At 60.4% G+C, this 25,828-nt stretch carries 21 protein-coding genes and 1 tRNA gene; 7 read left to right on the plus strand and 15 right to left on the minus strand.

Annotated features, from left to right (window positions below; translation table 11 throughout):
- Positions 1-165 precede the first annotated feature (165 nt).
- Both H2170_09735 and H2170_09740 read right to left on the minus strand, forming a co-directional pair.
- Positions 166-885, minus strand: a complete 720-nt coding sequence (locus tag H2170_09735) for a hypothetical protein (protein ID MCS6300366.1) — start codon at positions 883-885, stop codon at positions 166-168.
- Between the two features lie 38 nt (positions 886-923).
- Positions 924-1,337, minus strand: a complete 414-nt coding sequence (locus H2170_09740; protein MCS6300367.1) for an Rrf2 family transcriptional regulator — start codon at positions 1,335-1,337, stop codon at positions 924-926.
- A 158-nt stretch (positions 1,338-1,495) separates the two neighbouring features.
- On the opposite strand from H2170_09740, the gene gyrB reads away from it, so the two are divergent.
- The 4 genes from gyrB (at position 1,496) to H2170_09760 (ending at position 8,559) form a co-directional block, all read left to right on the plus strand.
- Positions 1,496-4,018, plus strand: a complete 2,523-nt coding sequence (gene gyrB, locus H2170_09745) for a DNA topoisomerase (ATP-hydrolyzing) subunit B (protein ID MCS6300368.1) — start codon at positions 1,496-1,498, stop codon at positions 4,016-4,018.
- A 110-nt stretch (positions 4,019-4,128) separates the two neighbouring features.
- Entirely contained in the window at positions 4,129-6,633 is a 2,505-nt protein-coding gene (gene gyrA, locus H2170_09750) for a DNA gyrase subunit A (protein MCS6300369.1), read from the plus strand.
- A gap of 246 nt (positions 6,634-6,879) precedes the next feature.
- The gene (locus tag H2170_09755) at positions 6,880-7,920 is read left to right on the plus strand and encodes a 50S ribosomal protein L11 methyltransferase (GenBank protein ID MCS6300370.1); all 1,041 of its coding nucleotides are present in this window, start codon (positions 6,880-6,882) and stop codon (positions 7,918-7,920) included.
- A gap of 162 nt (positions 7,921-8,082) precedes the next feature.
- Positions 8,083-8,559, plus strand: a complete 477-nt coding sequence (locus H2170_09760; GenBank protein ID MCS6300371.1) for a PTS sugar transporter subunit IIA — start codon at positions 8,083-8,085, stop codon at positions 8,557-8,559.
- A gap of 85 nt (positions 8,560-8,644) precedes the next feature.
- Here H2170_09760 and H2170_09765 read toward each other — a convergent pair whose 3' ends face one another.
- The 7 genes from H2170_09765 to recN form a co-directional block, all read right to left on the minus strand.
- On the minus strand, positions 8,645-9,013 hold the full coding sequence (locus H2170_09765; protein MCS6300372.1) for a copper-binding protein: 369 nt from the start codon (positions 9,011-9,013) through the stop codon (positions 8,645-8,647).
- A gap of 18 nt (positions 9,014-9,031) precedes the next feature.
- The gene (locus H2170_09770; GenBank protein ID MCS6300373.1) at positions 9,032-9,724 is read right to left on the minus strand and encodes a PepSY domain-containing protein; all 693 of its coding nucleotides are present in this window, start codon (positions 9,722-9,724) and stop codon (positions 9,032-9,034) included.
- Positions 9,725-9,746: 22 nt separating this feature from the next.
- Positions 9,747-11,825 carry a TonB-dependent receptor gene (locus tag H2170_09775; protein MCS6300374.1) on the minus strand — a complete coding sequence of 693 codons (2,079 nt, stop codon included), beginning with the start codon at positions 11,823-11,825 and terminating at the stop codon, positions 9,747-9,749.
- A 183-nt stretch (positions 11,826-12,008) separates the two neighbouring features.
- The gene (locus H2170_09780; GenBank protein ID MCS6300375.1) at positions 12,009-12,374 is read right to left on the minus strand and encodes a hypothetical protein; all 366 of its coding nucleotides are present in this window, start codon (positions 12,372-12,374) and stop codon (positions 12,009-12,011) included.
- Positions 12,375-12,589: 215 nt separating this feature from the next.
- Positions 12,590-14,314, minus strand: coding sequence for a dihydroxy-acid dehydratase (ilvD, locus tag H2170_09785; protein ID MCS6300376.1), 1,725 nt, complete (start codon positions 14,312-14,314; stop codon positions 12,590-12,592).
- Between the two features lie 180 nt (positions 14,315-14,494).
- Positions 14,495-15,673, minus strand: coding sequence for a DNA polymerase IV (locus H2170_09790; protein MCS6300377.1), 1,179 nt, complete (start codon positions 15,671-15,673; stop codon positions 14,495-14,497).
- A 133-nt stretch (positions 15,674-15,806) separates the two neighbouring features.
- Entirely contained in the window at positions 15,807-17,465 is a 1,659-nt protein-coding gene (recN, locus tag H2170_09795) for a DNA repair protein RecN (protein ID MCS6300378.1), read from the minus strand.
- Positions 17,466-17,617: 152 nt separating this feature from the next.
- Between recN and H2170_09800 the strand changes: the two genes are divergently transcribed.
- Positions 17,618-17,694, plus strand: a tRNA-Val gene (locus H2170_09800).
- Between the two features lie 195 nt (positions 17,695-17,889).
- Here the strand turns inward: H2170_09800 and H2170_09805 are convergent.
- Positions 17,890-18,090, minus strand: coding sequence for a hypothetical protein (locus H2170_09805; protein MCS6300379.1), 201 nt, complete (start codon positions 18,088-18,090; stop codon positions 17,890-17,892).
- A gap of 388 nt (positions 18,091-18,478) precedes the next feature.
- A complete protein-coding gene (locus H2170_09810) occupies positions 18,479-18,916 on the minus strand; it encodes a hypothetical protein (GenBank protein ID MCS6300380.1) in 438 nt (145 codons plus the stop codon).
- Positions 18,917-19,355: 439 nt separating this feature from the next.
- Here H2170_09810 and H2170_09815 point away from each other — a divergent pair, with 439 nt between their 5' ends.
- Positions 19,356-19,583 carry a hypothetical protein gene (locus tag H2170_09815; protein MCS6300381.1) on the plus strand — a complete coding sequence of 76 codons (228 nt, stop codon included), beginning with the start codon at positions 19,356-19,358 and terminating at the stop codon, positions 19,581-19,583.
- A gap of 58 nt (positions 19,584-19,641) precedes the next feature.
- Here the strand turns inward: H2170_09815 and H2170_09820 are convergent, their stop codons facing one another.
- The 4 genes from H2170_09820 to H2170_09835 all read right to left on the minus strand — a co-directional run bounded on the left by H2170_09820 (position 19,642) and on the right by H2170_09835 (position 23,797).
- Entirely contained in the window at positions 19,642-20,100 is a 459-nt protein-coding gene (locus tag H2170_09820; protein MCS6300382.1) for a hypothetical protein, read from the minus strand.
- A 177-nt stretch (positions 20,101-20,277) separates the two neighbouring features.
- The gene (locus tag H2170_09825) at positions 20,278-21,798 is read right to left on the minus strand and encodes an AAA family ATPase (protein ID MCS6300383.1); all 1,521 of its coding nucleotides are present in this window, start codon (positions 21,796-21,798) and stop codon (positions 20,278-20,280) included.
- Positions 21,799-22,239: 441 nt separating this feature from the next.
- Complete coding sequence (locus H2170_09830) at positions 22,240-22,515, minus strand: hypothetical protein (GenBank protein MCS6300384.1); 276 nt, start codon at positions 22,513-22,515, stop codon at positions 22,240-22,242.
- Positions 22,516-22,636: 121 nt separating this feature from the next.
- Entirely contained in the window at positions 22,637-23,797 is a 1,161-nt protein-coding gene (locus H2170_09835) for a site-specific integrase (protein ID MCS6300385.1), read from the minus strand.
- A 256-nt stretch (positions 23,798-24,053) separates the two neighbouring features.
- Here H2170_09835 and H2170_09840 point away from each other — a divergent pair, with 256 nt between their 5' ends.
- Positions 24,054-25,547 (plus strand): hypothetical protein, encoded by a 1,494-nt coding sequence (locus H2170_09840; protein MCS6300386.1) that lies wholly within the window; start codon positions 24,054-24,056, stop codon positions 25,545-25,547.
- The last annotated feature ends 281 nt before the right edge of the window (positions 25,548-25,828 follow it).

Below are 25,828 nucleotides of genomic sequence, written 5' to 3' on the forward strand. Positions count from 1 at the left end.
CCATCGACTCAGGTCATTGGGCCTGAACATTAGTCCTGAGTCCTAGAGCCTTAGGCCCTCGGTCATTGACCATTGAACCTTGGGCATTGGGCATTGGTCATTGGTCATTGGGCATTGGGCATTCTCCGCCCCTCCCCTCCCCGCCCCTGCCCGTGCCCCCCCCCCTCAAGCGACATCCCACCAAACGATCCGACCGCACTGGTCGCAGGTCGGCAATTGCGCCGCCGCGTCACCCTTGCCACGCACGGCCGACTCGACCTCGGAGGACACCTTCAAATGGCACCCGCCACACTTGTTACCCCGCAGCGCTACGCACACCGGCTGCTGTCGCGCGGCGATCCGGTCGTAAAGGCGTAATGCCGCGGCCTCGATGGGCGTGCGGACAACGGCCACCTCGGCCTGCGCCAGCTTGAGCTCGGCGGCCAGGTTGGTTTCGCGTTCGCGCAACATGCCGATGCGCCCTTGGTAGCCCGCGATATTCTCCTTCAAAACAGCCTCCGCTACGGCGAACTTTTTCTTCGCTTCGTCGATCTGGTACATCACTTCGAGCTCCTGCCCCTCAAGCGCCGCGATGGCCTCGGAGGTGTGCTCGATCTCCAGACCCAGCGCCTTAAATTCGTCGTTTTTGCGCACCTGAACCTGCTGCGTCTTGTATTTAGCCAATTTGGACTCCGCCGAACCAATCTCGGTTTCCAGCAGTTTCTTTTTGGTCTCCAGCGCCATCAGCTCGGCGCGGGCGGTGTCGATCGCGGCCTTCTCAGCGGCGATTTTTTTCTCCACCGCAGCGATTTCGACGGGCACGGCTTTCAGCTGTGCGTCCCAGCCAAGCCGTTTGCTATCGCGATCTTGGAGAACCAAAATTTTTTCCAGCGTGGGAGTCAGCATTCCCCGACGCTCGCAGCTCTTAGCTCAGGGCTACGAGCTTAAATGTAATACATCTCCTGATCGGTTTTAACGGTAAACATATCCAACGTGTAGCCTCGGCACTTAGCCTCCAACGAGGACCTGACCTCACGCCAGATCTGGTTTACACGACGTCCCGAGTGCCCTTCGCCGGTTCCGTTGAGCTCCAGCAAATCCCCCTCGATCAGCTTCACAATGTCGTAGAGCGTAATCTCGGCCGGCGGTCGGGCCAGGGCATAACCGCCCTGCTTGCCGCGCCTGCTGATAATCAGCCCCCCGTTGCGCAGTTCACTGAGAATCTGCACCAGATAATTGGCCGGCACCGACTCGATTTCAGCAAGCTGCTCGATGTGCGCCAACTCAGTGGTTCCATAACTTTTCGCCATCTGGGCCAAGACCCTGCACGCGTAATCAACTTTGACGGAGAGTTTCAATATGGCGGCACGCTACTTCCGAATCTTTGGTCCGCAACCTAAAATACTTTTAGCGCCCGTTTTTAGCGGCAGAAACCAGGCATAAAAAAGGGTTGTGGCGGCCCCTGAATTGCGATGCTCTCTGCCCTTTAGTTTTCATCACGATTCCCCCCCTTTAAATGTCTGACCCAACCGACTCCGAACAGCCCGTCTCCAACGCAGTGATTTCCGAGAGCTACGACGCGGATAAACTGAGCCAGCTCAAGGGCCTTGAAGCCGTCCGCAAAAAGCCCGGCATGTACATCGGCGGCACCGATGAACGCGCGCTCCACCACTGCGTTTCCGAGGTGCTCGACAACTCGGTGGACGAGCATCTCGCCGGCCACTGCAAAAAGATCGAGGTCAACATCCATGTCGACGGCTCGATCAGCATCCGTGACGACGGCCGCGGTATCCCGGTCGACATCAACAAGGAGTCCGGCTTGCCCGGCGTCGAGCTCGTGCTCACCACGCTGCATTCGGGCGGCAAATACGGCCAAGGCGGCTACAAGTTCTCCGGCGGCACCCACGGCGTCGGCGCCAAGTGCGTTAACGCCGTCTCCGAATGGTTCGAGGTCGAGGTCTCCCGCGACGGCCAGGTCCACCACATGAAGTTCGAGCGCGGCAAGCCCGTCAAAAAGCTCGAGGTCATCGGCAAGGCTCGCGGCACCGGCACCTTCGTGACCTTCAAACCCGACCCGGAGATTTTCAAGGAAACGACCGTGTTCGTCACCGCCCGCATCGCCCAGCGCCTGCGCGAACTCGCCTTCCTCAACTCCGGCCTCGAAATCGTGTTCCTCGACGAACGCCCCGTCGGTGCGAAGCCCGAAATCTACCTCTACAAGGACGGCGTCTCCGAGTTCGTAAAACAGCTCAACCAAGGCAAAACCGCGCTGTTCCCCACTCCGGTGCGCATCACCAAGGAGACCCACATCCAGCTCGACGATAAACCCAACGAGATCCACTGCGAGGTCGTGCTCCAGTACAACGACTCCTACAACGAGCAGGTCCTCTGTTACACCAACACGATTCACAACCCCGACGGCGGCACCCACCTGTCCGGTTTCCGCGGCGCCCTCACCCGCGCCATTAACCAATTCGCCAAGGCCCACAACCTGCTCAAGGACAAGGACCCGCAGATCACCGGTGACGACGTCCGCGAAGGTCTTGCTGCGGTCATCTCGATCAAACACAGCGACCCCAAGTTCGAATCCCAGACCAAGGTCAAACTGCTCTCCCCCGAAGTCGAGGGCGTGGTCGGTTCCTCCACCTACGAGGGCCTGATCAAATACTTCGAAATCAACCCGCCAATCGGCAAACGCATCGTCGATAAGTCGCTCAACGCCGCCCGCGCCCGTGAGGCCGCCCGCAAGGCCCGCGAGACCGTCCGCAAGGGCGCCCTCTCCAGCGGCGGCCTGCCCGGTAAACTCGCCGACTGCTCCGAGCGCGACCCCGCGAAAACCGAGCTCTACATCGTCGAGGGCGACTCCGCCGGCGGCTCGGCCAAACAGGGCCGCGACCGCCGTTTCCAGGCCATCCTCCCCCTGCGCGGTAAACTCATCAACACCGAGAAAGCACGCATCGACAAGGTGCTGGCCAACGAGGAAATCCGCACCCTGATCACCGCCTGTGGCACCGGTATCGGCGAAGGCGACGAATCGGTCGGCGGGTTCAACGCCGCCAAGGCCCGTTACCACAAGATCATCATCATGACGGACGCCGACGTGGACGGCTCCCACATCCGCACGCTGCTGCTGACCTTCCTTTATCGTCAGATGAAGGGCCTGATCGAGCGCGGCTACATCTACATTGCCCAACCGCCGCTGTACCGGATCAAGCGCAAGAAGCGCGAGCAGTACGTGGACAACGACGAGCAGCTTAACCGCATCCTTCTGGAGCTCGGCTCCGAGGATGTCGTGCTCACGCGTATCCGCGACGGCCACACGTTTGCCCCCGCGCAGATCGACCAGATCGTCGAAAACCTCGCCGCGCTGGAAAAACTCGGCAGTGGCGTCACCCGTTACGGCGTCGAGTTGCCCATCTACCTCGACCAGCACGATCGTGAGACGCAGGTTCTCCCGCGCTACATCGCCCGCATCCGCACCGGCAACGTGGAAAGCCACGAGTTCCTCAAGGACGAACACGCCCGCGCCGAGTTCGTCAGCCGCGAGGGGCTCGATGCCGACCTCTCGCCCGACGCCCCCGCCGCGCCCAAGCCCACCGGCCCGGTGCGCCGCGTGACGCTCCACGAGATTTTCGAATCCAACGAAATGGCCAAGCTCCTCCGCGCCATTGCCGCCATCGGACTGGAGATTCAGGAGTTCAGCGCCACCGCCGAGCCGCGCTACACGCTGACTGAAAACGTCGGCCTGAAGGGCGAGAACAAGACCGAGCTGACTTCGCCGCTCGACATCGTCACCCAGATTCGTGGCAACGGCCGCAAGGGCTTGAGCATCCAGCGCTACAAGGGTCTCGGTGAAATGAACCCCAAACAGCTCTTCGAAACCACCATGGACCCGGAGAAACGCCGTCTCCTCAAAGTGGATATCACCGACGCCGCCAAGGCCGACGCGCTGTTCACGCTGCTGATGGGCGACGAAGTCCCTCCGCGCCGCCAGTTCATCGAAGACAACGCCCTCAACGTCCAGTATCTGGACGTTTAACCACTTCGGAGAGAAGTCTGAGATCAGAAGCCAGATGTCTGCCCATAGCTTCCGATTCTACCGCTCTCCGAAATCTGATTTCTAACAGCTGATTTCTGACATCTTCCGACATGTACACAGGCAACGAGAAACTCTCCACCGCCAACATCACCGACATCATGCAGACGGCCTACATCGAGTATTCGATGTCCGTCATCGTCGCCCGCGCCCTACCGGACGCGCGCGACGGCTTGAAGCCGGTGCAGCGCCGCATCCTTTACGCGATGTTGCGCGAAGGCCTCCTCCACAACCGCTCCTTCGACAAGTGCGCGGGCGTGGTCGGCGAGGTCCTGAAAAACTACCACCCGCACGGCGACTCGTCGGTTTACGACACGCTCGTGCGCCTCGCTCAGAACTGGGTCATGCGTTACCCGCTGATCGATCCGCAGGGTAATTTCGGCTCGGTGGACGGCGATCCGCCCGCAGCTTACCGTTACACCGAGGCCCGTCTTCGTAACACCGCCGAAGACCTGCTGGCCGACATCGAGGAGGACACGGTGGACTTCGCTCCTAACTACAAGGAGTCGACCACCGAGCCCACTGTCCTGCCCTCCGCCCTGCCCAACTTGTTGATGAACGGCTCGACCGGCATCGCAGTCGGCATGGCCACCAACATCCCGCCGCACAACCTGTACGAGCTCATCGCCGCCTGCTGCGCGATCAGCGACAACCCGCGCACCAGCGTGGACGAGCTCTGCGGCCTGATCAGCGGACCAGACTTCCCTACCGGCGGCGTCATCGCCGGCCGTGACGGCATTCTCTCCTACCTCAAGACCGGCAAGGGCATCGTGCGCATCCGCGGCAAGGCCCATGTCGAGGAGACCAAGACCGGTATGGAGCAGGTCGTTATCACGGAAATTCCGTATAACGTTAACCGCGCCAACCTCGTTATCCGCATCGCCGAGCTCGTCACCGAGAAACTCCTTGAGGGTATCCGCGACGTGCGCGACGAGTCCGACGAGAACACCCGCATCGTCATCGAGCTCAAGCGCGGCGAACAGTCCCGCGTCGTCATCAACCAGCTCTTCCAAAAGACCGCGCTCGAGTCCTCCTTCGGTGTCACCCTGCTCGCGCTCGACAAGAAGCGCCCCAAGCAGATGAACATCCGCGAGCTGCTCGACTGTTTCCTTGAGCACCGCCGCGATGTCATCACCCGCCGCACCCAGTTCCGCCTCAAAAAGGCCCTGGACCGCGCCCACATCCTCGAGGGCTACATCATCGCCCTCGATAACCTCGACGACTTCGTCAAAATCATCCGCGCCTCCTCCAACCGCGAGGAAGCCAAGACGAAGTTGATGGCCAAATACCCGCTCTCCGAGCGACAGACCGACTCGATCCTCGAACTGCGCCTCTACCAGCTCACCGGCCTGGAGCGCGGCAAGATCGAGGCCGAGTATTTGGAACTCCAGACGCTGATCGCCTCCCTGCGCGAGATCCTCGATTCCGAGACCCGCCTGATGGAGGTCATCAAGACCGAGCTGCTCACCATGAAGGACAAATATGGCGACCAGCGCAAAACCCAGATCATCGACGCGACCGGCGACTTCCGCATGGAAGACGTTATCCCAAACGAAGGCTGCGTGATCACGATCTCCCACCTCGGCTTTATTAAGCGCACCCCGGTGGCCGACTACCGCTCGCAGAAACGCGGCGGCAAGGGCGTGATCGGCACCGAGACCTACGAGGAGGATTTTGTGGAGCACCTCTTCACCGCCTCGACCCACGACTTCATCCTCTTCGTCACCAGCCACGGTCAGTGCTTGGCGAAGAAGGTCTACGACGTGCCCGAGGGCGCCCGTACCACCAAGGGCAAGTCGGTAAAATCGTTCCTCTCGCTCGACGAGGGCGAAAAGATCGCCGCCATGCTCACCACACCCGACTTCTCGCCCGACCGCTACCTGGTCATGGCGACGAAGGCCGGCACCATTAAAAAGACCGCGCTGGCCGACTACACCAACGCCACCCGCGAAGCCGGCCTGATCGGCATCAACCTCGACGAGGGCGACAACGTCATCGGCTGCGTGCTCACCACCGGCAACGACGAGCTCATCCTGGTTTCCCACCAAGGCCTAGCCGTCCGCCTGTCGGAAAAGGATCCCGACAACGGCGAGATCCTCTTCCGCGACACCGGCCGGGCCACCGGCGGCGTGCGCGGCATGAAGTTCAAGCTGGAGAGCGACTACCTCGAGGTACTCGAAGTCGTCGACCACAACGCCCGCTTCCTCGTGGCCAGCCAAGCCGGTCTCGGCGTGCGCACCCGCTTCGAGGATTACCGCCTCGTCAACCGCGGCGGCAGCGGCGTGTGGGCGATCGACCTGCCCGAGGACGGTTCGGTTAACATCGCCGGCGCGCTCAGCATCAAGGACACCGACGAAGTCATGCTCCTCACGGCCAAGGGCCAGAGCGTACGTTGCCCGGTGAACACCATCCGCGAGGTCAACCGCGGCGGTAAGGGCGTCAAACTCCTCACCTTGGCCGAGGGCGACAAACTCATGTCGATCGCCCGCGTAGTCGAGACCGACGAAGAGCAGGCAGCCGCCGCCGTCGGCGCAACCCCGCCGCCGGAAGCCAGCTAAGCGACTGTCCTAAAGCCCCGGATTCACTCCGGGTCTTCCACCCAAGGCGCGCCCTCACCGGCGCGCCTTTTTTTGGCACTACGACGATCGAACCCGGCCGAGCTGGAGCTCGGCGTTCGGTGCAAAGCCCCCGATTGTTTGCGAAATCGAGTGACGCCGAGCGCGGTCCCTGCGTTTTCTCAGATCCGCGTGCCACTGCCCGCGGATCCACGCCACGCGCGCCCCGTCTCCCGTCCACTCCTCTTCATGCCCATTAAAACCCTTGGTCGCCTCCTCGCTCCTGCAGTGGCGACCCTGCGCCGGCTCTTTCAAGGTGCTCCCTCGGCCGAAGACGACCACCGCGACAACAACCGGCGTTATTTTTCCGGCATGCACCAACAAGAGCGCATGCTCGCTGACCGCCCGCGCATGGATTTTTACCACGCGGCCATTGAGCGCCACATTCACCCTGGCGACCACGTCATCGACCTCGGCACCGGCACTGGCATCCTCGCCGCCTTCGCCTCGCGCCGTGGCGCGGCCCGCGTGCACGCCCTCGACCACTCCGACATCCTCAACCACGCCCGCACCCTGGCCGCCGCCAACCAAATCGAGCGCGTCGATTTCATCTCCTGCCACAGCACCACGTTCACCCTGCCCGCGCCGGTCGATGTGCTGCTCCACGAGCAGATGGGCGACTTCCTCTTCGACGAGGCGATGATCCCCAACATCTGCGATTTGCGCGACCGCTTGCTCAAACCCGGCGGGCGGATTCTGCCCTCGTGCTTCGAGTTTTATTGCGAGCCGGTGCAACTCAACACGGCGCGCCACGTGCCCTTCATCTGGAATCTCAAGGTGAAAGGCTACGACTTTTCCTCGCTCGAACACGCGCGCCCGCAGGAAACCGGCTACTATCACCTCTGTGGCAACGACGGGGCGCTCGTTGAGCATTTTCTCGCCGACCCGAAACCGGCCCTCACCTTCGATCTGCACACACTCAACGCGGCCGAATTCTCCCGCGACCTGTGCTTTCAACGAGAAGTGCGCCGCGCCGGCCGCATCGACGGCTTTGCGGTGTATTTCCGCACCACCGTCGACGCCGACCTGCAACTCAGCTCGGCCCCGCACGATCCGGGCCGCGCCCCACATTGGGGATTCCGTATCCTGCGCACCGAACCGGCCGACTACGCCTTGGGCGACGTGATCGACGTGCAACTGTCGGCTCATCGCTGGCACGACCTCGATACCTGGCGCTGGTGCCACTCCCTCGTCCCACAAGCGGCAGTGCCGGCTCCGAACCCGGCCTAAAACCGCTTTAAATCGCGCGAGTTCCAGTCGAATTATCGGCTTAAAATCGGGGATGGAAACGTCCGCCTAAAATTAGGCGGATCTGACCCCAATCGGCACTTGCCAATGAATTTTTCGAGTCGTCTCTTTGACGACTCGATAACGCTAAAACATGTAGCTCGCATGGCCGGCCGCCTCTCCACTCTTCTCGACCCTTCTCGCATCCTTCTCGGGGTGCAAAGCACCAAGCGCACCGTGGCGCTCAACGAGGTCGCACGCCTGCTGGACGGCCACCCGGATGTCACCAATTTCCACGGCTTTTACACCGAGTTACTCGCCCGGGAGCGTCTCGACACCACCTGCCTGGGCAACGAGATCGCCCTGCCCCACGCTCGCACTGAACACGTGCAAAAAATCGTCATGGCGGTGGGCCGCAGCGATGCTGGCGTGCACTTCGAAAACGGTAACCAGACGGTCAAACTCATGTTCGTTCTCGGTACGCCCAAATCCAATCCCACCGATTACCTGCTGGTCGTGAGCGCGCTGTGCAAGGTGTTCAAGGATGCGGCTAATCGTGATGCGTTGCTGGCCGCCCCCACCGCCGAGGCCTTTATTGAGGCAATGGTCAGCGCCGAAGCCCGTCTCAACAAAGCGCCTTGAGCCGCCCGCCGGCGGGCCGGGTTAACTCCGGTTCTTCGTCGAAACCCGCGCTCCTCGGCTCAGTTGCCCTCCCCGCACCGACGCGCTACTTCGCGGGTTGCACAGCTTCGAGCCACCACCCGTCCGCGTGTTTGACCAGCAGTCCGGTTATCCGGCTGCCCTTCTGCACTGCGGTCAGGGCGGCTGTGTCGACCTTCAGCAACATGGTCATGGCCTTCATCACCCCGGGAATATCCTCATGTTTGACCAGCAGCGCGGACTTGTCGGCCAAAACCTCAATCACCACACCGCGCAGCGGATGACGAGCCGGCGCCGTTTCGTTGGCGGCGGCAACCAGCTTGGTCGAGAGAACCGGCTTGGCCGCAGCGCACTCGCAGGGGCAATCCGGTTCGGCGCGCCCCACGGCAACAGGCAAAAACGTAATCAAAACCAAAAGTAAGCGGGATGATTTCATGGATAATAAGCAGAAGGGTTAAGCACGACGACGGGTCGCAAAAAAGAGAATCACTCCGGTCAGGGCGGCTAGGAAGGCGATCGCCGTAGCCGTGACCAGCACGCCGTCGCGCAGGCCTTTATTGGGAATGAAGGCATATTTATGAAACATGCTAAAAACATTAGCCTCGAACTGACGGCGGTCATCGGTGTGGCGGGCGACCGAACCGGTGAGCGTACTCACATATAGGCGCGTGCCCCGGCCATCGGCCACCTCGATGCGGTGCACAGGCAGCAGGCGGAAAATACTCAGGTATTCCCGGTCGTAGGCGTCGAGCCTCCGGGTGTACGCGAACGCGTCGCCAGCCACGCCGATGCCGAGGTGACGGCGGGCGATTGCTAGCGCCAGGCGCGTCTCTACCGCGGGGTCTTCGCGGCCGTCGGTGGTGCTGAAATAACGCAGCCCCTGCGGCGTGGACACTTGGTACCACGTTGTCTGATCGAAGGTGTGGATTTGCAGGCTGCGGATCGGCCCCAGGCTGGCGGGCAGTGCGGAAACCGGGAATGCGATGTTGGCCGGTGAAAACGGTGTGGCCGGCTCGGGACGGGGCGGCGGCGGCTGCGTCCAAGTCATGACGGTGTGTAAAATGCCACTACCGGCGGCGAGGAGTACGGTCAGGGCGCAGGCCAGTCCGATCCAGCGGTGCAGACGGCGAAGAGTGAGAGGATTCATGGTTGAGGAGGATTGGGCCGGATCAGAAGCGGTATTCGACGCCGGCGTAGACGGAGCGGCTGTCACCGGGCAGGAATTGCGCACCATTACCGCCAGTAAACCTCTCGATGACTCCGGTCGTCGCGGCGTAAGTTTCGTCGGTGAGGTTTTTGAACTCCACAAACCACGACAACCCGCGCTCAAGCCGGCGGCCGAACTTAAAGCCGACCAGTGAGTAGGGATCAGCCGCCAGGGTGTTGGCGTGATCAACGAAGGCTTTCACCGGCACCCACTCGAAGGTCGGGCCGGCGTAATAACCGGCGGCATTCTGCCAGACGAACTCTCCGCGGAACAAATGCTCGGGGAGGCCGGCAAGGGTGTTGTCGCCAAAGGTCCTGTCGTTCTCGAAATTAAAACGGCCGTAGGTCCACGCTCCGCGGGCCACCAGACGGTTGTCGGTTTTTCCGCTCCAGGGCTGGCCGAGCACGTCAGCTTCAAAGCCCAACTCGACGCCCTGATGGGTGGTGCGATCGGCGTTAAAGGTGCCAGAAACCGGCCCTGGAAGGGAGATCGCCAAGAGTTCGTCCTCCACTTGAGCGTAATACACGGACGCATCCCAGCGGACAAAACCGTGGGTACCGCGGGTGCCCAACTCGTAGGTCAGGGCCTGCTGGGCTTCGTTCGCGACGGTGGCATTACCGCCTTCGCTGAAGGAGGGCGGCTCGTAGCTGCCGCTAACGTTGGCGTAAACCTGCTTGGTTTTGGCTGCATTATCCCAACGCGCGCCCAGTTTGGGGGCGAGATTTTCGTAGCTGCGATCGTAGGTGTTGGCTGCTGTGACTGCACCCAACGTGCGGGCCGTATCACGACGATTGTGGGCAGCAGCGAAACCGAGCACACTAGTGAATCCAGCGCCGAGTGAGAGCTGGCTCTCGGCGAAGGCCTCTAGGTTTGTCGCGATCTGGTCGTCTTGCGAAACGAGCGCACCGCGGGAGCCACCGACGTTAACAAAGTTGGCAGCAGAGGTCTGTCCTTGGTTGGCTAATAAGCCCGCACGGTTCTGATGCGCACGTTCAAACAGGTCAGTCTTGTTCGTTAGCGTGAGCCCGATCAGCGCGTCATTGGTGACCTGGTCGATCACCTGAAAAATGGGGTGATCGAGGTTTTTGTAAGTCCACGCGGCGATAAAATCCACCGAGCTGTCACCGGCACTCACCGTGGTTTTATTCGCCACCCGCACGAGCTGATAGTCGCGCTTCTGATTGCCCGTGATGTTCGATGCGTTGGCTTGCTCGGGGTTCGCCTCCATCTGGGCCTTGGTCAAACTACCGGGCAATTCGGAGTCGGTTTTCACCGCCGTCAGGTAAAGGCGCGTCTCGATTTCATCGCTCAAGCGCCAGCCGACGTTGGTGAACAGTCGCTGGTTATTTTGCTCCGCGTGGTCACGGAAACCCTCCTGCTGCGACTGGGTGAAACTCGCGTAGCCATCGGCGTTACCCTGCGCAACCCCGTCCGCCACGGTGGCGCGCAGGTAGTCAAAACAACCCACTTCCAGGCGAGCAAAACCACCGGGGGCGGTACGGCCGGTGCGAGAAACATAGTCGATGGCCCCGCCCAGTGTGGAGGAGCCGTAGGCCAGGGCATTGGACCCGCGCCAGATGACGATGTGGTCGGCGGCAGTCGGCTCCAGCGACTGCATGTCGAAGCCGCCGTCAGCCAAGTTAATCGGAACTCCGTCTTGCAACACGCGGAGACCGCGACCGTGGAAGGTGCGCTGGATGCCCGAGCCCCTAATGGAGAGCCGCGCTTCGTCAGAACCGAAACGCGACTGCGCGACCACACCCGGCGAAAGCGCAAAGGTATCCGCGACTGTGGAGGCACGGCCCTGCAGGTAGCGCTCGGCGGCGACCACTTCGGCGCCGCCGGGAGTGAGAGCGAGATCGGCCCGCGCCGCTTCGCGTGAAGGCGTGGTGAGGGAGGTGCGCGAAGCGGTCACTTCGAGCTCCGGTAAAACCACCGTTTTTTCCGCAGTAGTCGGGGCCGCCACCGGCGGGGAAACTTCCGCGCGGAGCACGGCAGCCAGCACCAGATTTACTAACAATGAACGAGATGAAAATTTCATAACCAGCCAGACAAGAACACAGGAATATCCGGCTTCACGCGCCCACGCACTACGACGGGGAAACGCGGAAGACTCAGGCGTGAATGATACAAGGCAGTCCGTCCGCTCGATGCGGATGCGACGAAAACCCAGCAACCGACCGGCCGAAAAGTCGCGGCCGGTGAGGCGGGTGTTAACCGAGGATCAAACGGGCGCGCGTGGCGGCGGAATCGGCGGCGGCGAACGGTCCCGCCAGGCGGGCACCGTATGATTCCAATCCCAATGTGCCGAGATCGGCCCACGGGGAACGAAGACGGTAATCGGCTGGAAAATCAGGGGGATTTTACCGAAAGATTTGGCCTCGCTCGGCAGCGCGGTGTCGTGCGCCTGCTGCTGTTTGGCTTCAATCACACTTTGGCAAAGGCCGCACAGGTTGTCGGGGGTGAAGGTTAATTTCACCGCTTGCGAAAGCGACATCGACTGCGAATAGGTCGCTATCATGCGGCCCCACGCGAACGTCTGAAGCAAATCCCAATGGCTGCCGGTGGCGAGCAGCCACGCGGTCAACATTGTGATCAGGGAGAGTCGCCGACGCATAAAGTGGGCGGACTTCAGGCAGCGAACTGTATGCGGTCAAATTAAAATCATTAGCCGCATACCGCCTCATCCGGGAGCCAAAGCCCCGCGCTGCTAAACGGAGCAAGCGGGGCTCGGGGTGCTACTCTTAGCACTCCCGCTTCGTAACGAGCGAGTCGTGCATTGGAACACGACTCGCCCGGCCTGAATTACAGGTACTTGTCGGTCACCGCGCCCTCGGAGGCGGTGCTGACCAGCTTGGCGTACTTGGCCAACACGCCACGGGTTTCACGGGGCGGGAGCGGCTTGTAGGCCGCCAGACGGGCCGCGATCTCGGCATCGGAAACCAGCAGGCTGATGGTGTTTTTAACCGCATCGACTTCGATCAGGTCGCCGTTGCGCACGATGGCAATCGGCCCGCCCTTGGCCGCCTCGGGGGTGATATGCCCCACGTCGAAACCGTGGCTGCCACCGGAGAAACGCCCGTCGGTGATGAGGGCCACGTCTTTGATGAGACCGCGTCCGGCCACCGCGCTGGTGGGGGAAAGCATTTCGCGCATGCCGGGGCCGCCCACCGGGCCTTCGTTGCGGATCACCACCACGTCACCTTTGACCACGTCGCCGCGCAGGATGCCCTTGAGCGCATCTTCCTCGCCCTCGTAAACCTTGGCGGTGCCTTTGAAATAGAGGCCCTCCTTGCCGGTGATTTTACCGACAGCGCCGCCGGGGGCCAAGTTGCCGTGGAGCACGCGCAGGTGCGTCTCGGCTTTGATCGGATTATCCCAAGGGCGAATGATGTCCTGTTGGTCGGGGTAGGACGGATACGGCTGCACATCCTTGAGGGTTTCGGCGATCGTCTCGCCGGTGACCGTCATGCAGTCGCCGTGGAGCATGCCGCGGTCGAGGAGCATCTTCATCATCGGGCGGATGCCGCCGATGCGGATGAGGTGGGCCATACCGTACTTGCCGAAGGGCTTCACGTCGGCCAGCAGCGGCACGCGCGCACCGATGGTCTTGAAATCCTCAAGCGTGAGCTCAACCCCGGCGGAGTGGGCGATGGCGAGCAAGTGAAGGATGAGGTTGGTCGAACCGCCCAAGGCGAGACACACGGTGATGGAGTTTTCAAACGCCTTCCGGGTGAGGATGTCGCGGGGTTTGATGCCCTTCTGGAGCAGGTTCATGACGGCGGCACCGGCGCGGCGGCAGTCGTCGCGTTTTTCCGGGCCGACGGCGAGCTGGGCGCTGCTGTTGGGCAGGCTCATGCCGAGTGCCTCGATGGCGCTGGCCATGGTGTTGGCGGTGTACATACCACCGCAGGACCCTGGGCCGGGGATGGCACCGGCTTCGACCTCCTTGAGGCCGGCATCAGAGAGCTCGCCCTTGGCGTGTTTACCGACGGCTTCAAATACCGAGACGATGTCGAGGGGCTTTTGCTTGTCGCAGTCGCTGGCAGCAAAGCCGGGCAGAATGGTGCCACCGTAGATGAACACGGCGGGACGATTGAGCCGGGCGATGGCGATGAGGGCGCCGGGCATGTTTTTGTCGCAACCGCCGATGGCGATCAGACCGTCAAAACCCTCGGCGGCCACGGCGGTCTCGATGGAGTCGGCGATCACGTCGCGGGAAACCAAGCTGTAGCGCATGCCCAGCGTGCCCATGCTGATGCCATCGGTGACCGTGATGGTATTGAAATAAACCGCCTTGCCGCCGGCTTCGTTCACACCCTTGCGAGCGTGTTCGCTGAGATCGCCAAGATGGACGTTGCACGGCGTCATGTCACTGGCCGAAGAGGCCACCGCAATTTGGGGCTTCTTGAAATCTTCGTCGGTAAAACCGACGGCACGCAGCATCGAGCGGGCCGGGGCGCGGTCGTTACCATCAACGACGACAGAGGAATGGGGACGGGGAAAGGCGCTGGAGAACGTTTGGCACATGGGATGGAAAAGCGGAGACCAAACCAAGCGCGGCGAAAGGCGGCAAGTCCCATGTCGCGCCGGCCGCGGGTTGGGTTGGGCGGAGTACAAAGTAGCGCAGGCTTCCAGTCTGCTTCACGACCGTGCCGCCGGGCGGCCATGGCAGACTGGAAGTCTGCGCTACTTGCCGGCGCTACTTACCTACCCGCCAACGGGTGGCTTGGGCGGCAACTGGTGGCCGCGGTGGACGCGCGCCGTTTTCCCCTGGTTCATTTGGTCTAAAACAGCGGCGAGTTTACGGCGTTTTTCGTCGGTCGCGGCAAACAAGTCCAACTGCCGGGCGCCCGCCTCCACTCCCGAAAAACGCACACTGACTAGCCGCAGTGGGCGCGACTGGGCCCAGGCTTGTTTTAACAGCACCGTGAGCAACGGATAAAACGGCTGCTCCAGATCACTCGCCTCGGGCAGGCTGCGACCGGCGGTTTCATGCGTGAAATCCCCGTAGCGCACCTTCACGGTCATGGTTCGCACTCGCTTCCCGTCGGCGCGAATGGTCGGCAGGAGGGCGTCGATCATGCCCTTGGCGGTGCGTTCGACCGTGGCTAAGTCGCTTACGTCTCTAGCGAAGGTTTCCTGCTGCGAATAACTTTTCGCGTCCTCTCGCTCCGTTTGCACGGGGCGATCATCGACTCCATGGGCCAGCGCCATAAACGCGCGCCAATCACGGCCAAGGAGCGCTTCCAACTCGCGCTCCTTACGCGAAAACAGGTCGCTGATTTTCCGTATACCACGCGCTTGCAATTCAGTCTCCGTCTTAGCCCCCACACCGGGGAGTTTGCCAATGTCGAGCGGCGCCAGGAAGGCACCCTCGGTGCCGGGAAGCACCACCACAAAACCGCGGGGTTTGCGGAGTTTGGAGGCAATTTGAGAAACCAGTTTATTGGTCGCGATACCGAAGGAAACCGGGATTTGTAACTCGTCCCAAATACGTTGCTGCAAGCCGCGCACAGTGCGTTCGACCGCTTCTGCCGTGGTCAACCCGCACGGCCCCAAATCGAGGTAACCCTCGTCGATGGAGTTGCGCTCCACGTAGGGCGTCAGGGTTTCGCACAGATCGAACATTTTCCGCGAAACTTCCCCATAATTGCCCTGATGCGGCAGGAGAATGAGTTCAGGGCAAACGAGCAACGCCCGTGAAGTCGGCATCGGGGTGTAAACGCCACAGGCACGCGCCTCGTAACTGGCGGAGGCAATAATGCCCCGCTCGCGGCCGCCGACCGCGACTTTTTTACCCCGGTAGTGAGGTTGCAACGCCAGCTCGACCGACACAAAAAACGCGTCGGCGTCGAGGTGTACGATGGTGGACAGCGCGGGAGTCATCGGCAGAGCGGAGGGATTGCGGGAGGTCGCGAGAAGTAGCGCAGAACTCCAGTCTACTATGGGGCTAAAGGCAGTCTGGAAGCCTGCGCTACGTCGAGCCGCTGACGGCCGATGGCGTTTAATTTAAATGACGTCAGCCGAGCAACTCCTCGGCATGGGCCAACGCACTCTTGGCATTACGATCGCCGAGCATGCGGGCCAATTCGCTCACCCTGGCTTTACGCTCGGTATGGATCGGCGAGATACGCACCACCGCGCGGTCCTGCGACTGGTCTTTTTCGACAACGAGGTGACTGTCGCCCTGAGCCGCAACCTGCGGCAGGTGGGTGATGCACAGCACTTGGTGGCCCTTGGAAATGCCGACCATTTTCTCGCCCACGACGCGGCCGATCTCGCCGCCGACGTTGGCGTCCACTTCGTCGAACACCAGCACCGGAACGTTATCGAGGTCGGCCAGCACGGTTTTAAGCGCCAACATCACACGGGCGAGTTCACCACTGGAAGCGACCCGATTAAGTGGCAGGACGGGCTCACCGACATTGGGTGAAAACAGGAACTCGACACCGCAATCCCCCGTGGGCCCGAGTTGTTCAAGCGGCACGATGCGGATCTGGAAATCGGCTTTTTTAAAGCCGAGCTGGGCGATGCTGGCGGCGGCGATTTTGGCCAATTCACGGGATGATTTTTCGCGCAGGGCACGGAGCACGGTGGCCTCTTTACGCGCGGCGCGTTCTGCATCGATGATCTGTTTGTCGAGGCGCACCAGTGTACCCTCGAGATCCCCCTGAATCTCCAAGCGGCGGCGCATTTCGTCGCGCGCCACGATCACGGCGCGCAGGTCGCCGCCGTGTTTGCGCTTCACCTCGAGCCACGTGTTCATGTTGGCCTGCAGCTGCTCGGCTTGCTCAGGATCGAAGTGAAACTGGCCGACCAACGACTCAAATTCGGCTCCGAGATCGGCGAGCTCGATGCTGGCCGCCGCGAGACGATCCGCAAAAACCTTGCTCGCCGGATCGAGGTTTTCCAACTGGCGCGCCTCGCGCAAAAGGCCTGCGACCCGCCCGGTGGCGCCGTCTTCGCCGGTCAACCCGTTGGCCAGCGTGGAGGCCAAGCCGGTTAACTCCTGGGCTTTGCTCATGCGCTGAAAATCGCGTTCAAGCGCCTCGATGGCCTCGTCCGTGAGATCAAGCGCGTCGAGGCGGGCCAGTTGTCCTTCGAGAAACTTGATTTGATCAGGCGAGAGTTTGGTTTCTCGGGCGATGCGTTCGCGCTCAGCGTGCAGGTCGCGCCAGACGCGGTATTTGTTTTCGTAAGCGACGAGGGCGTCCCCGGCGCGCCCGTAGAGGTCGAGCAGATCAAGCTGGCAGCTTTCCTTGAGCAGACGGCGTGGCTCGCTCGGACCGTGGAAGTCGATCCACGCCTCGCCCAAGCGCTGGAGCGCGGCCAGAGTGGCGAGTCCGCCGTTGACGGTGAGCTTGGCAGCTTTTTCCCGGGGCAAGCTGCGCTTAAGAATGAGCATGCCGTCTTCGCAGGGTGGCAAATCGAGCTCGATCAGCAGGGCGTTAATGGCCTCCGCGTGCTCAAAAAACAACGACGCCTCAACCTCGCAAGCGGGAGCGCCCTGGCGGATGAGGGTCTTGTCGGCACGTTCGCCGGCCAACAGCGACAAAGCGCCGAGCAGGATGCTTTTGCCAGCGCCGGTTTCACCGGTGACGACCGTAAAGCCGGCCTCAAAATCGAGGGCGACTTCTTCGAGCAGGGCGAGGTTCTTGATGCGAAGCGATTGAAGCATGGCAGGGAGAAAGCAGTGAGGTGGTTCAACTGAGCCGGGGCAAGTCGGTTCGCGCCCCGCTTGCACGGGTAAACAAGTGCCCCCAAAAATCGTGAAAATTTTCCTTGCGATATGACCACGACCTCCTGCTTACTCCGCGACTTGTTTTTGACGGACCCTTAGCTCAGTTGGTTAGAGCATTTCCTTGACATGGAAGAGGTCACTGGTTCGAGTCCAGTAGGGTCCACCATCTACATAAGTAGTTCATTCAGCGAGGCATAGGATTTAAGGCAGGGAGAAAAACACTCCAACTCCTAACAAAACTACTAACAAGTCCCGCTTTATTCGGGTTTGTTTCACTAAGTGCTTTTTCGGGGGGGGCCAAACCGTGGTGCGCTCGATTACGGTTTGCCGTTCGGGGAAGCGTATCGACTCGCCAGCGGAATCAAGGGCGCTGTGAAATCAAAATAACGACTATCACGGCCACGAGGAACCAAATGAACGGCCCCAGCTTCTTCCATGCGGTTTTACGGTCGGCGTGGTCTTTGCTGATGCGAGCCAGCTCGGCGTGCAACTCGGAGCGGGTTCCGCGCCAGCCACGGGTGGCGTTGAATAGTTTGTGCTCCAGCTCGGAATCGTAGGCCATAAAAACCAATCAATGCCGCCCGCCCTTGCCGTCAATGAACGAAAAAGCCCTGCCAGTTAAGGTCAGGACGCTCGGGGTAGGGTCCGCACGACGTTAAACGGATTGGCTCTTTCCGTTTACATACTCCCCGCTGCACGTCTCGCACTCCCCCGTCCAATTCGGGCTGTAGGGATGAGAGAGCGGATGGAATGAATTTGACTGTTGGCTTACCTTCTTTGGATCGCTCGACGTCCCACTTGCGCTCGAAATCGGAAAGCTGGGCGATGCTGGTGTCGGGGTTGGCGCCGGATGCTGCATCCCAGAAATGTAGGACCGAAAGAATCAGGATCAAGATCGGCTTTGAATTTAGCGCCGCATCGACGGTGCCGTATGGTTCAAGAAGCCTAGTTTAAGGCGCTTCAACTGTCACCCAACCATCTTCCTCGGGGCCGTATTTCACGGCCATTTGTGCGCTAACCTTCTCCCATGAATAGCTCTTGTCCTGCGGTCGCACGATAAGAGTAGGGTCAACGATTGAAACCCAGTAGTGTTCACGGGGGGCGAGCGGGTCGGCCATACGGGTAAACCTGTGCCTGCCATTGATAACTAGTGCAGAGTTGATGATTACCGCCTCGCCGCTCGGCTCCTTCACGAGTATTTCATCCTCGGGCTTGAGCCCCGACCAAAGAGAACTTTGGGCATCGTATCTTACGCTGACGACGCGAGAGTTATCATGGTATCGCAAGCTGCCCGTAAGGTGGTCGAACTTTGCCTGCCGCACCTGGCCCTTCTCAAAGTAAAAATAGCGTCCGCCAATCGCCCCATAACAGGCATAGGCAACGATCATCCCGAGGACTGCGCATAGAACCCGGTTCATCGGCCGCCTATCCAGTGGCCGCTATCGGCAAGGGTGTAAAACTTTTCATTCCACCGATCGAGTAGGCGAACTTCACCCTCGTTTAGCCTGATGGTGTAACGCTGCCCGATCCCGAATTGAAGGACCATAAGTGTTAGGACGAACGAGATAAGGAATGTGGGAAGAGGCCGCTTCACGCCCAACTCATGAAGCGTAACCCCGACTTAATCAAGCCCGTCAACTCCACACGCCGCCTTGACAGCGGCAACTTCGCCGGCGGGAGTGTGCCCATGATTCACTTGGAGTCATCGGGCGTAGTAACCCGAGCATCGCAGAACGAACACTTGAAACCGCATCGAAAACGGGGAGGGCACTGCGTGCCCAATTACTACCCCCGCGAGTAGGTGCGGTTTCTTCTCGTTAAGACCACATGAAATCCACTGCCAACGCCAAGACTGCCAGCGCCAACGTCACCATCTCCGCAACTGGCGCACTCGCCACCGCCATTCAGCACATCGCCACCATGCGCGGTCAGACTCCAGAGGCATACGCCCGTGAAACCCTCGCTCGGTCTGTCGCCGTGACACTCGATGACGGGGCGCACTTTGAGGAACCCAACGGAATGAACGAAGAGACTTACGCCCGCCTTGTGGCGTAAACGCCGCTAGGCACCGCCACCGGCCCCTTTCCGCCGCCGAGGCCGGGCTGGGGCGGATTTAGGGCGCAGGCAGAGCGTAACACTCCAAAATCGCCGCAATATCGATGCCGGATTCTTGAACGATGCGAAGGTGATCTTCCCTTGTGGCGGCGGGCTTTGGCGGAGCTTCCACAGTAACTTTGTCCCCGTACTTGGCGGAGTTCTCTTTTCCCGCCAGCCATTTTATCGCGTCAATTGCGACCCGTGCCGCGTTGGGGTCGAGGTATTCGGGGTCATCCTTGCGAAGGCATGCACGGCGCACGAACTCCTCGATGTCGTCGGAACGGGAGTCAGCCCTAGCCGCTCGCGCGCGGGCGTAGTGATGCCGCAACGGGTCGCCTTCCCCTGCCTCGGCGAGTCGCTTGAAGAAAGTTCGCCGGGCAACCCTAGCGGTTTTGCAGGCCTGTGAAACGCTATCGCCTTCTGAGATCAAAGCGCAGGCGGCAAAAAATGGATATTCGGTGTCGGTGGTGGTCATAAGGTGGGTGATAATTGAGGTGTTGAGGGGTCTTGATTCTTGGCGGAGTAGCGTTCTCCCCGATTTAACTCCATATCCTTGTCCGTTATCCGCCCTCCTATATAGTCGGGCGGACAAGCGGACAAAGGGTTGAAGCACTCCGCGCGGACAAGAAACGGAGTGCCTGCGGACAGCGGACTAAATGGACTGAACCATCATGTATTTTCCCCCGCCACTTGCGCGGATGATGTCGTTTAACTTCAGCTCCTTTATTCGGTCGTTTGCCCATGTCTTTTTCTTTCCGCTTACCTCCATGATGCTCTCGTGAAGCTCTCCGTTGGTCAGTTGGTCGTCCTTCACGAACACGTCTTTGGCTAGCTCGCGCAATTCCTCCACGTCGTGGCCTGCCGATGGGGTGGCAACGCTGGCGTGCATATTCAGTTCGTCCGACCATGCAAAGCGCGGGCCGTTCTTCTTCAGGATCGGGGCACCGCGGTTCTTCCCGCTACTGAAAACCACCGTCACCTCGTTGGAGTCCTTTTCCAGTGTGAGATTAAACGCGGCCTTTCGTGCGAGTTGCTTGCCTAGGTGCCCGCGTGCGCTCTGGTCGGCGTCTCGTCCCTCGTTGCGGTGAATCACAGCGATGATCGGGCAGTCGGCTTCGCGGGCGTGATCGTGAACCTCACGAACCAACTCTTGCGATTCGCCTAGGTCGTTGGGGTCATCACACAAGTCGGCAACGCCGTCGATGACGACGAACCAGACCGGCACACCGTGGGCTTTAAGGTCTACCAGCTTGGCCGTGAGCATCGGCCGGATCTCGCTGGGGGCAGCTCCTACCAGGTTGTAGGGCATAACCCAATCCGGCAGCACCTCCACGCCAGCGCGACGGGCGGCACGGTGGGCAAGGTCGAATTGGTCAGCCTCCGATTGCTCGGTGTCGAGTAGCAAGACGACGCTGTTTTCTGGGCGCACGCCTGCGACGATGCCGAGGCAGTCGGCTTCATTGGTGACACCCTCGCCACTGACAACGGCGGCTGCGATTGCTGCGCCGATCCATGCGCTTTTGCCTGCCTTGGCCGGTGCGATTACAGCCGTTATGTCGCCTCGTTTCGCTACCGGCACGCCTGCGCAGGTGAGCACGGGGGCGGGCCTCGGTGGTGGGGCGGTGAGGTCGAGGCGGCGGGCATCCATTGCGGCCAGCGGATCGCCCTTCATTCCCGAAGGGAGCGACCGGCGCCACTCGTCCACGCGGCTTAATCCAATCACTTCGAGCGCGCGGAAATATAGCTTCATGCGGTCGGCGTGAAAGTGCATCCCGCTACCGGTTTCCACGGCGGCGTAGCTCATGGCGATGGATTCCACCTCGTCGAGCGTCTCGGCCTTGCGCAGTTGCGCCCAGGTATGACGGTGCCGGTAATCGTCAAAGGCTGCGATTTGTAGGCCACGGTTTTCGTTGAGCCGATCGAGGGTGGCGTCGATGAGAACGGCGGCGATGAACCGCGATTCGTGGTCGGCGATCATTGCAGGCAGCGCAAACCCGCTGGCCGGTCTTCGCGCCTGCGTGGGCTCCTGATTCGGTGCGTCGTTCGGCAAAGCTGGGCGCGGGGGCGTAACCGACTCAACCGCAACCGCCCGCGCCTTTGGCGGGCCAAGCGTTGGGGCCTCGCCAGCCTCGGCAAACTCGTAGTCCTCAAAAGCTTCGTGCGGGGCGATCATTGCGCCCCCCCTCGTTTTGCAGCTTCGAGCTTTGCGAAATACTCCGCACAGGTTTGCCCCTTGCCGGGACCAGCGCAAATACTCGGGGCCTCGTATCCCGTGCGTTCATGCCGAAGTGCAGCTACTGCGAATCGCTTCAATCCCGCAAGGGTCACGGGCGCTGTTAAGTATCTCCCTGCCAGCTGCGCGATGACGGGTTCAAATAAGCCGATGCCGTAGGTTTTTTTGAAAGCTTGTGATTCAAGACAGAGCGTGAGGTAAGCAGCATCGTCCACGGGCCGACCAGCGGCTTCGTCGGCGTCAGCCCTCAACCGCCACGCCCTCACGCGCTCAGGGAAGTTGACAGGGCCCGCCGATTTTGCAGGCTTTGAGCCGTTAGCTTTGTCCCGAATCTTAGCCCCGGTCACGTCAATGACGCAGGGGCTTTTTCGTTTGGTGGATTCAGGCATTGGTCGCGCCCCCTTTCGTTTCCGAGGTAGCGGCGAGCTTAGCGATAAGGTCGCGTCCGGCTTGGACGGGAATCAGGACCCGGCCACGAATGCCACCGGGCTTGCGCAGCCGATCAAGTCGGATGAGACCGGACGATTCACTGGACAACCACCATGACCGGCTCAACCCGAATACGGGATCGCCACCACGGTGCGGGAGGTTCAAAAACTCGGGCTGGGCCGAGGGAGTCGCCGATAGCGCGGCGGGCGCATTGGTTGTTTTAATCACCCCCTCCAGCCTAAGAAATCGCTGGGGGGGTCTATCGGTTGCCGGATTTAATTTTAGATGTTTTTTGAAATATAGGACGAACTTTTAGAATCGCACCGATTCGCCCCCTCGCATGGCCTTGTTACAGTGTGAAGTCCTTCAATTTACCAATGGCGGACACCTTAGCCTCGTCGGAAATCTTGGTGTAAATCTTGGAAACCTCCTCGGAGTCGTGACCGATAATGTCCATGGCCACCTCGGCCGAAACACCGGCCGACTTGAGAGCGCTTGTGGCGTTGCGGCGCAAGCTGTGGAAAGAAATCTCCGTCTTGGTGCGAGCGCCGTCCCGGCCCTTGCCGGTGGATACGTCCTTCGGTGGTCGCGGTGTGACCAATCCAGCGGAAACGAGAATTTCGTGAAATTGCGTGGAGAGTCGCGCCACTCCTCCGGGGCCGGTACCGAGCGCGTAGACGTCCGGGTGAATCGGGGCGGTCGGATTATCACCGGCCGGGAGTGTTTCGAGATAGGTCCGCAGGGGGGCCGCGATTGGGACACTGATTGCACGCTCGGTCTTGGCCGATACCAGCGTGATCTCGTTTTTGATCAAATCGACATTTGACCAGCGCAGGGTCGCGCAGTCCATCAGCCGTTGCCCGGTGTATAAACCGAGCAGCAGCATCCCGCGCCACGAACCATTGGCGACGGCGTAGACGGCCTTGATCTCGACGTCAGTAAGACCACGGCGAGAGCTGGCAGTGTTCTTGCGCTTACCAAAGACCTCCACCTTGGCGGCGGGATTGCCTCCCTCGGCAAGAAGACCGTCGCGCCATGCGTCGGAGAAAAGCACTCGGATACACTTCAACTTAGAATCAGCGGTTCGCCATGTGGCCTTATCGCGGGAGGCGTCGTGCCAGGCGTTGACGTGCTCTTTGGTGATGTAAGCGATTGATTGGGTGCCTGCCTCCCCAACGTGAGCGAGGAAACTCTTCACGGCACCGGCGTAGGCGGCCAACGATGCCGGCTTGCAGTCCTTCTTCTTTATTGCCAGCCACTTGTCGGAATAAGAGGCAAGGGTGTGAAACTGAAGCGGCTTGCCGTGAATAGCCTCATGTAAATCACTGACAACACGGCGTGCTTGACCCTCGGTAGCTCGCTTTGCCGAGAGGTCTTCCCATGAGGCCAGCATCTTGATGGCTGTTTTTCGGACCACCGTTTTAGTGGATCGCTGAACGCGCTTGCCGGTGCCGTCACGGAAGCAGGCAATCCAATACTTAGTGCCGACGTGTCGCTGAAGTGAGCCCATGCCCACAGCATCCTAACAAAAATACTAACACGCAAGCACGTTTTAGCATGTTCCATGTGATGCTTTACCTAGGTAAATAGTTTTTCCCCTAGCGTAAAAACGAATCACTGGTTCGAGTCCAGTAGGGTCCACCATATACATAGAGCCTGTCCCGAAAGCATAAAAACCTAGCAGTGAACTATTAGCATAAGTTTAATGATGCCTAAAGAGGGGTAATTCCCTGGTTTTGGTCAAAAAAAAGCCGCTATAATCGGCCATGAAGTCAAAACCCGTATCCGCCACCTCGGCCATTGCCCTGCAACGCTGGTTGCGTCCGGCGCTAACGCCAGTCGGTGCCAATAAAGATTACGCCGAGTTTCGCCAGCAATTGGAAGGACTCGACGCGTTGTTGCGTGGCAGCCACTTGGAGACGATGGCGATGGACTTTGCCAAGGCGGGGGCAGGCCAAGCCAGTGTCGCACAACTACGCCAGCGTATGGAGTTTGCGCTCAAAGCGTTACGCTTTGAAGTGTTGCGGGTGCATTTGGGCAACATATCCTTTCGCGAGCTTTCCCGTAGCATTGCCTCAAGTGATTTACTGGCGGATTTTTGCGGTGTTCGCACGCTTGAGGGAATCAAGGGGGCGTCCAAAAGTGTGCTGGAGCGGGCCTCGAAGTTTTTCACCGCCGAACAGGTGCGCTGGATGGGGCAAGTGTTGGTGGAGATGTGCGGCGAGAAGGATCGCGCCACTGAACTCGGGTTGAGCGCGCCGCTGGACATGGATGTTTGCCTCATCGACGGCACGTGCTTGGAGACCAACATCCACTTCCCGGTGGACTGGGTGCTGTTGCGTGATGTGTCCAAGACTTTGCTCAAGGCCATGATTTTAATCCGCCGCGCTGGACTGCTCCACCGTATGCCTGAAGAGCCGGAGTGCTTTGCCAAGCAGATGAACAAGTTGTGCATGTCAATGACCCACGCAGGCCGCCGCAACGACGCCAAGCGCGCGCGTAAACAGATCCTGCGCAAGATGAAGACGCTGTTACGCACGATCGGAGAACATGCCCGCCGCCACCGCGACCTGTTGGCGCAGAAGTATAGCCAAACCCATTACAGCCAACGCCAAACCAAGCGGATAACCACCCGCATCGACGCTATGCTCGGCCAACTGCCCGCCGTCATCAAGCAGGCCCACGAGCGCATCATCGGCGGACGCCCGGTGCCCAACGACCAAAAGATCCTCAGCGTGCATGAACTTGATGTGAACGTACTGGTTCGCGGCAAAGCAGGGAGCCAAGTCGAGTTTGGCAACTCGTTGCTGTTGAGCGAGGCGCTCTCCGGTTTAATCACCGACTGGCAACTCTACCAGGGCGCGGCTCCGGCAGAATGGTGCCAACTCGAGGAAAGCCTGGCGCGGCAGAACCGCTTTGACCTGAGTGCGCCGATTAGCGCGGTCGGCACCGACCGCGGCTTCGCCACCAAAAAAACTTCCGCAATGCTCAAGCAACAAGACGTTTACGATGCGGTATGCCCGCGTGATCCGCACGCGCTCAAGGAGCGTTTGAGCGAAAAACGCTTCGCCCAATTGCAGCGGCGCCGTTCGGCGACCGAAGCGCGCATTGCGATCCTCAAACAACGCCTCGGCGGACGCTTGCGCTGTAAAGGGTTTGCCAACCGCTACCGTTCGGTGGGTTGGAGTGTACTCGGTCACAACCTCTGGCTGGTGTCACGAATCCTTGCCGAGGAAATAACACTTCCGCTGGCCGCTTAATTCAATTTTCCGGCAAAAATGTGAATAACCCTGGGGCTCGCCCCGGCTTTGCCGTACCTTACTACCGCGCTTGGGGGCGGGAAAAATCGATTCGGGCCGCCGTTTAACGTCGCTGGGGTGATTCGTGCCACCTCGTTCGCCCGCAATCCCAATGGACCTCTGCGCACTTTTTAAAAATCCGGAAATTTGGGACAGGCTCTATTTTATCGTGGATTTTCTGAACAGCCTCGGGGCGTTGCTCACGATAAACTTGACCTGCGATAAACGGACTTACCTCTGAA

The sequence above is a fragment of the Opitutus sp. genome (genome assembly GCA_024998815.1).
GTDB lineage: Bacteria > Verrucomicrobiota > Verrucomicrobiia > Opitutales > Opitutaceae > Rariglobus.

Bases quoted from the DNA above. Each gene is read 5' to 3' on its own strand.
- H2170_09820 (MCS6300382.1), bottom strand. From the start codon at position 20,100: ATGACCACCACCGACACCGAATATCCATTTTTTGCCGCCTGCGCTTTG.
- H2170_09765 (MCS6300372.1), bottom strand. From the start codon at position 9,013: ATGAAATCATCCCGCTTACTTTTGGTTTTGATTACGTTTTTGCCTGTT.
- gyrA (MCS6300369.1), top strand. From the start codon at position 4,129: ATGTACACAGGCAACGAGAAACTCTCCACCGCCAACATCACCGACATC.
- recN (MCS6300378.1), bottom strand. From the start codon at position 17,465: ATGCTTCAATCGCTTCGCATCAAGAACCTCGCCCTGCTCGAAGAAGTC.
- H2170_09770 (MCS6300373.1), bottom strand. From the start codon at position 9,724: ATGAATCCTCTCACTCTTCGCCGTCTGCACCGCTGGATCGGACTGGCC.
- H2170_09760 (MCS6300371.1), top strand. From the start codon at position 8,083: ATGGCCGGCCGCCTCTCCACTCTTCTCGACCCTTCTCGCATCCTTCTC.
- H2170_09735 (MCS6300366.1), bottom strand. From the start codon at position 885: ATGCTGACTCCCACGCTGGAAAAAATTTTGGTTCTCCAAGATCGCGAT.
- H2170_09840 (MCS6300386.1), top strand. From the start codon at position 24,054: ATGAAGTCAAAACCCGTATCCGCCACCTCGGCCATTGCCCTGCAACGC.
- H2170_09780 (MCS6300375.1), bottom strand. From the start codon at position 12,374: ATGTTGACCGCGTGGCTGCTCGCCACCGGCAGCCATTGGGATTTGCTT.
- ilvD (MCS6300376.1), bottom strand. From the start codon at position 14,314: ATGTGCCAAACGTTCTCCAGCGCCTTTCCCCGTCCCCATTCCTCTGTC.
- H2170_09755 (MCS6300370.1), top strand. From the start codon at position 6,880: ATGCCCATTAAAACCCTTGGTCGCCTCCTCGCTCCTGCAGTGGCGACC.
- H2170_09810 (MCS6300380.1), bottom strand. From the start codon at position 18,916: ATGATCGTTGCCTATGCCTGTTATGGGGCGATTGGCGGACGCTATTTT.
- H2170_09805 (MCS6300379.1), bottom strand. From the start codon at position 18,090: ATGGCCTACGATTCCGAGCTGGAGCACAAACTATTCAACGCCACCCGT.
- H2170_09815 (MCS6300381.1), top strand. From the start codon at position 19,356: ATGAAATCCACTGCCAACGCCAAGACTGCCAGCGCCAACGTCACCATC.
- H2170_09825 (MCS6300383.1), bottom strand. From the start codon at position 21,798: ATGATCGCCCCGCACGAAGCTTTTGAGGACTACGAGTTTGCCGAGGCT.
- gyrB (MCS6300368.1), top strand. From the start codon at position 1,496: ATGTCTGACCCAACCGACTCCGAACAGCCCGTCTCCAACGCAGTGATT.
- H2170_09835 (MCS6300385.1), bottom strand. From the start codon at position 23,797: ATGGGCTCACTTCAGCGACACGTCGGCACTAAGTATTGGATTGCCTGC.
- H2170_09790 (MCS6300377.1), bottom strand. From the start codon at position 15,673: ATGACTCCCGCGCTGTCCACCATCGTACACCTCGACGCCGACGCGTTT.
- H2170_09775 (MCS6300374.1), bottom strand. From the start codon at position 11,825: ATGAAATTTTCATCTCGTTCATTGTTAGTAAATCTGGTGCTGGCTGCC.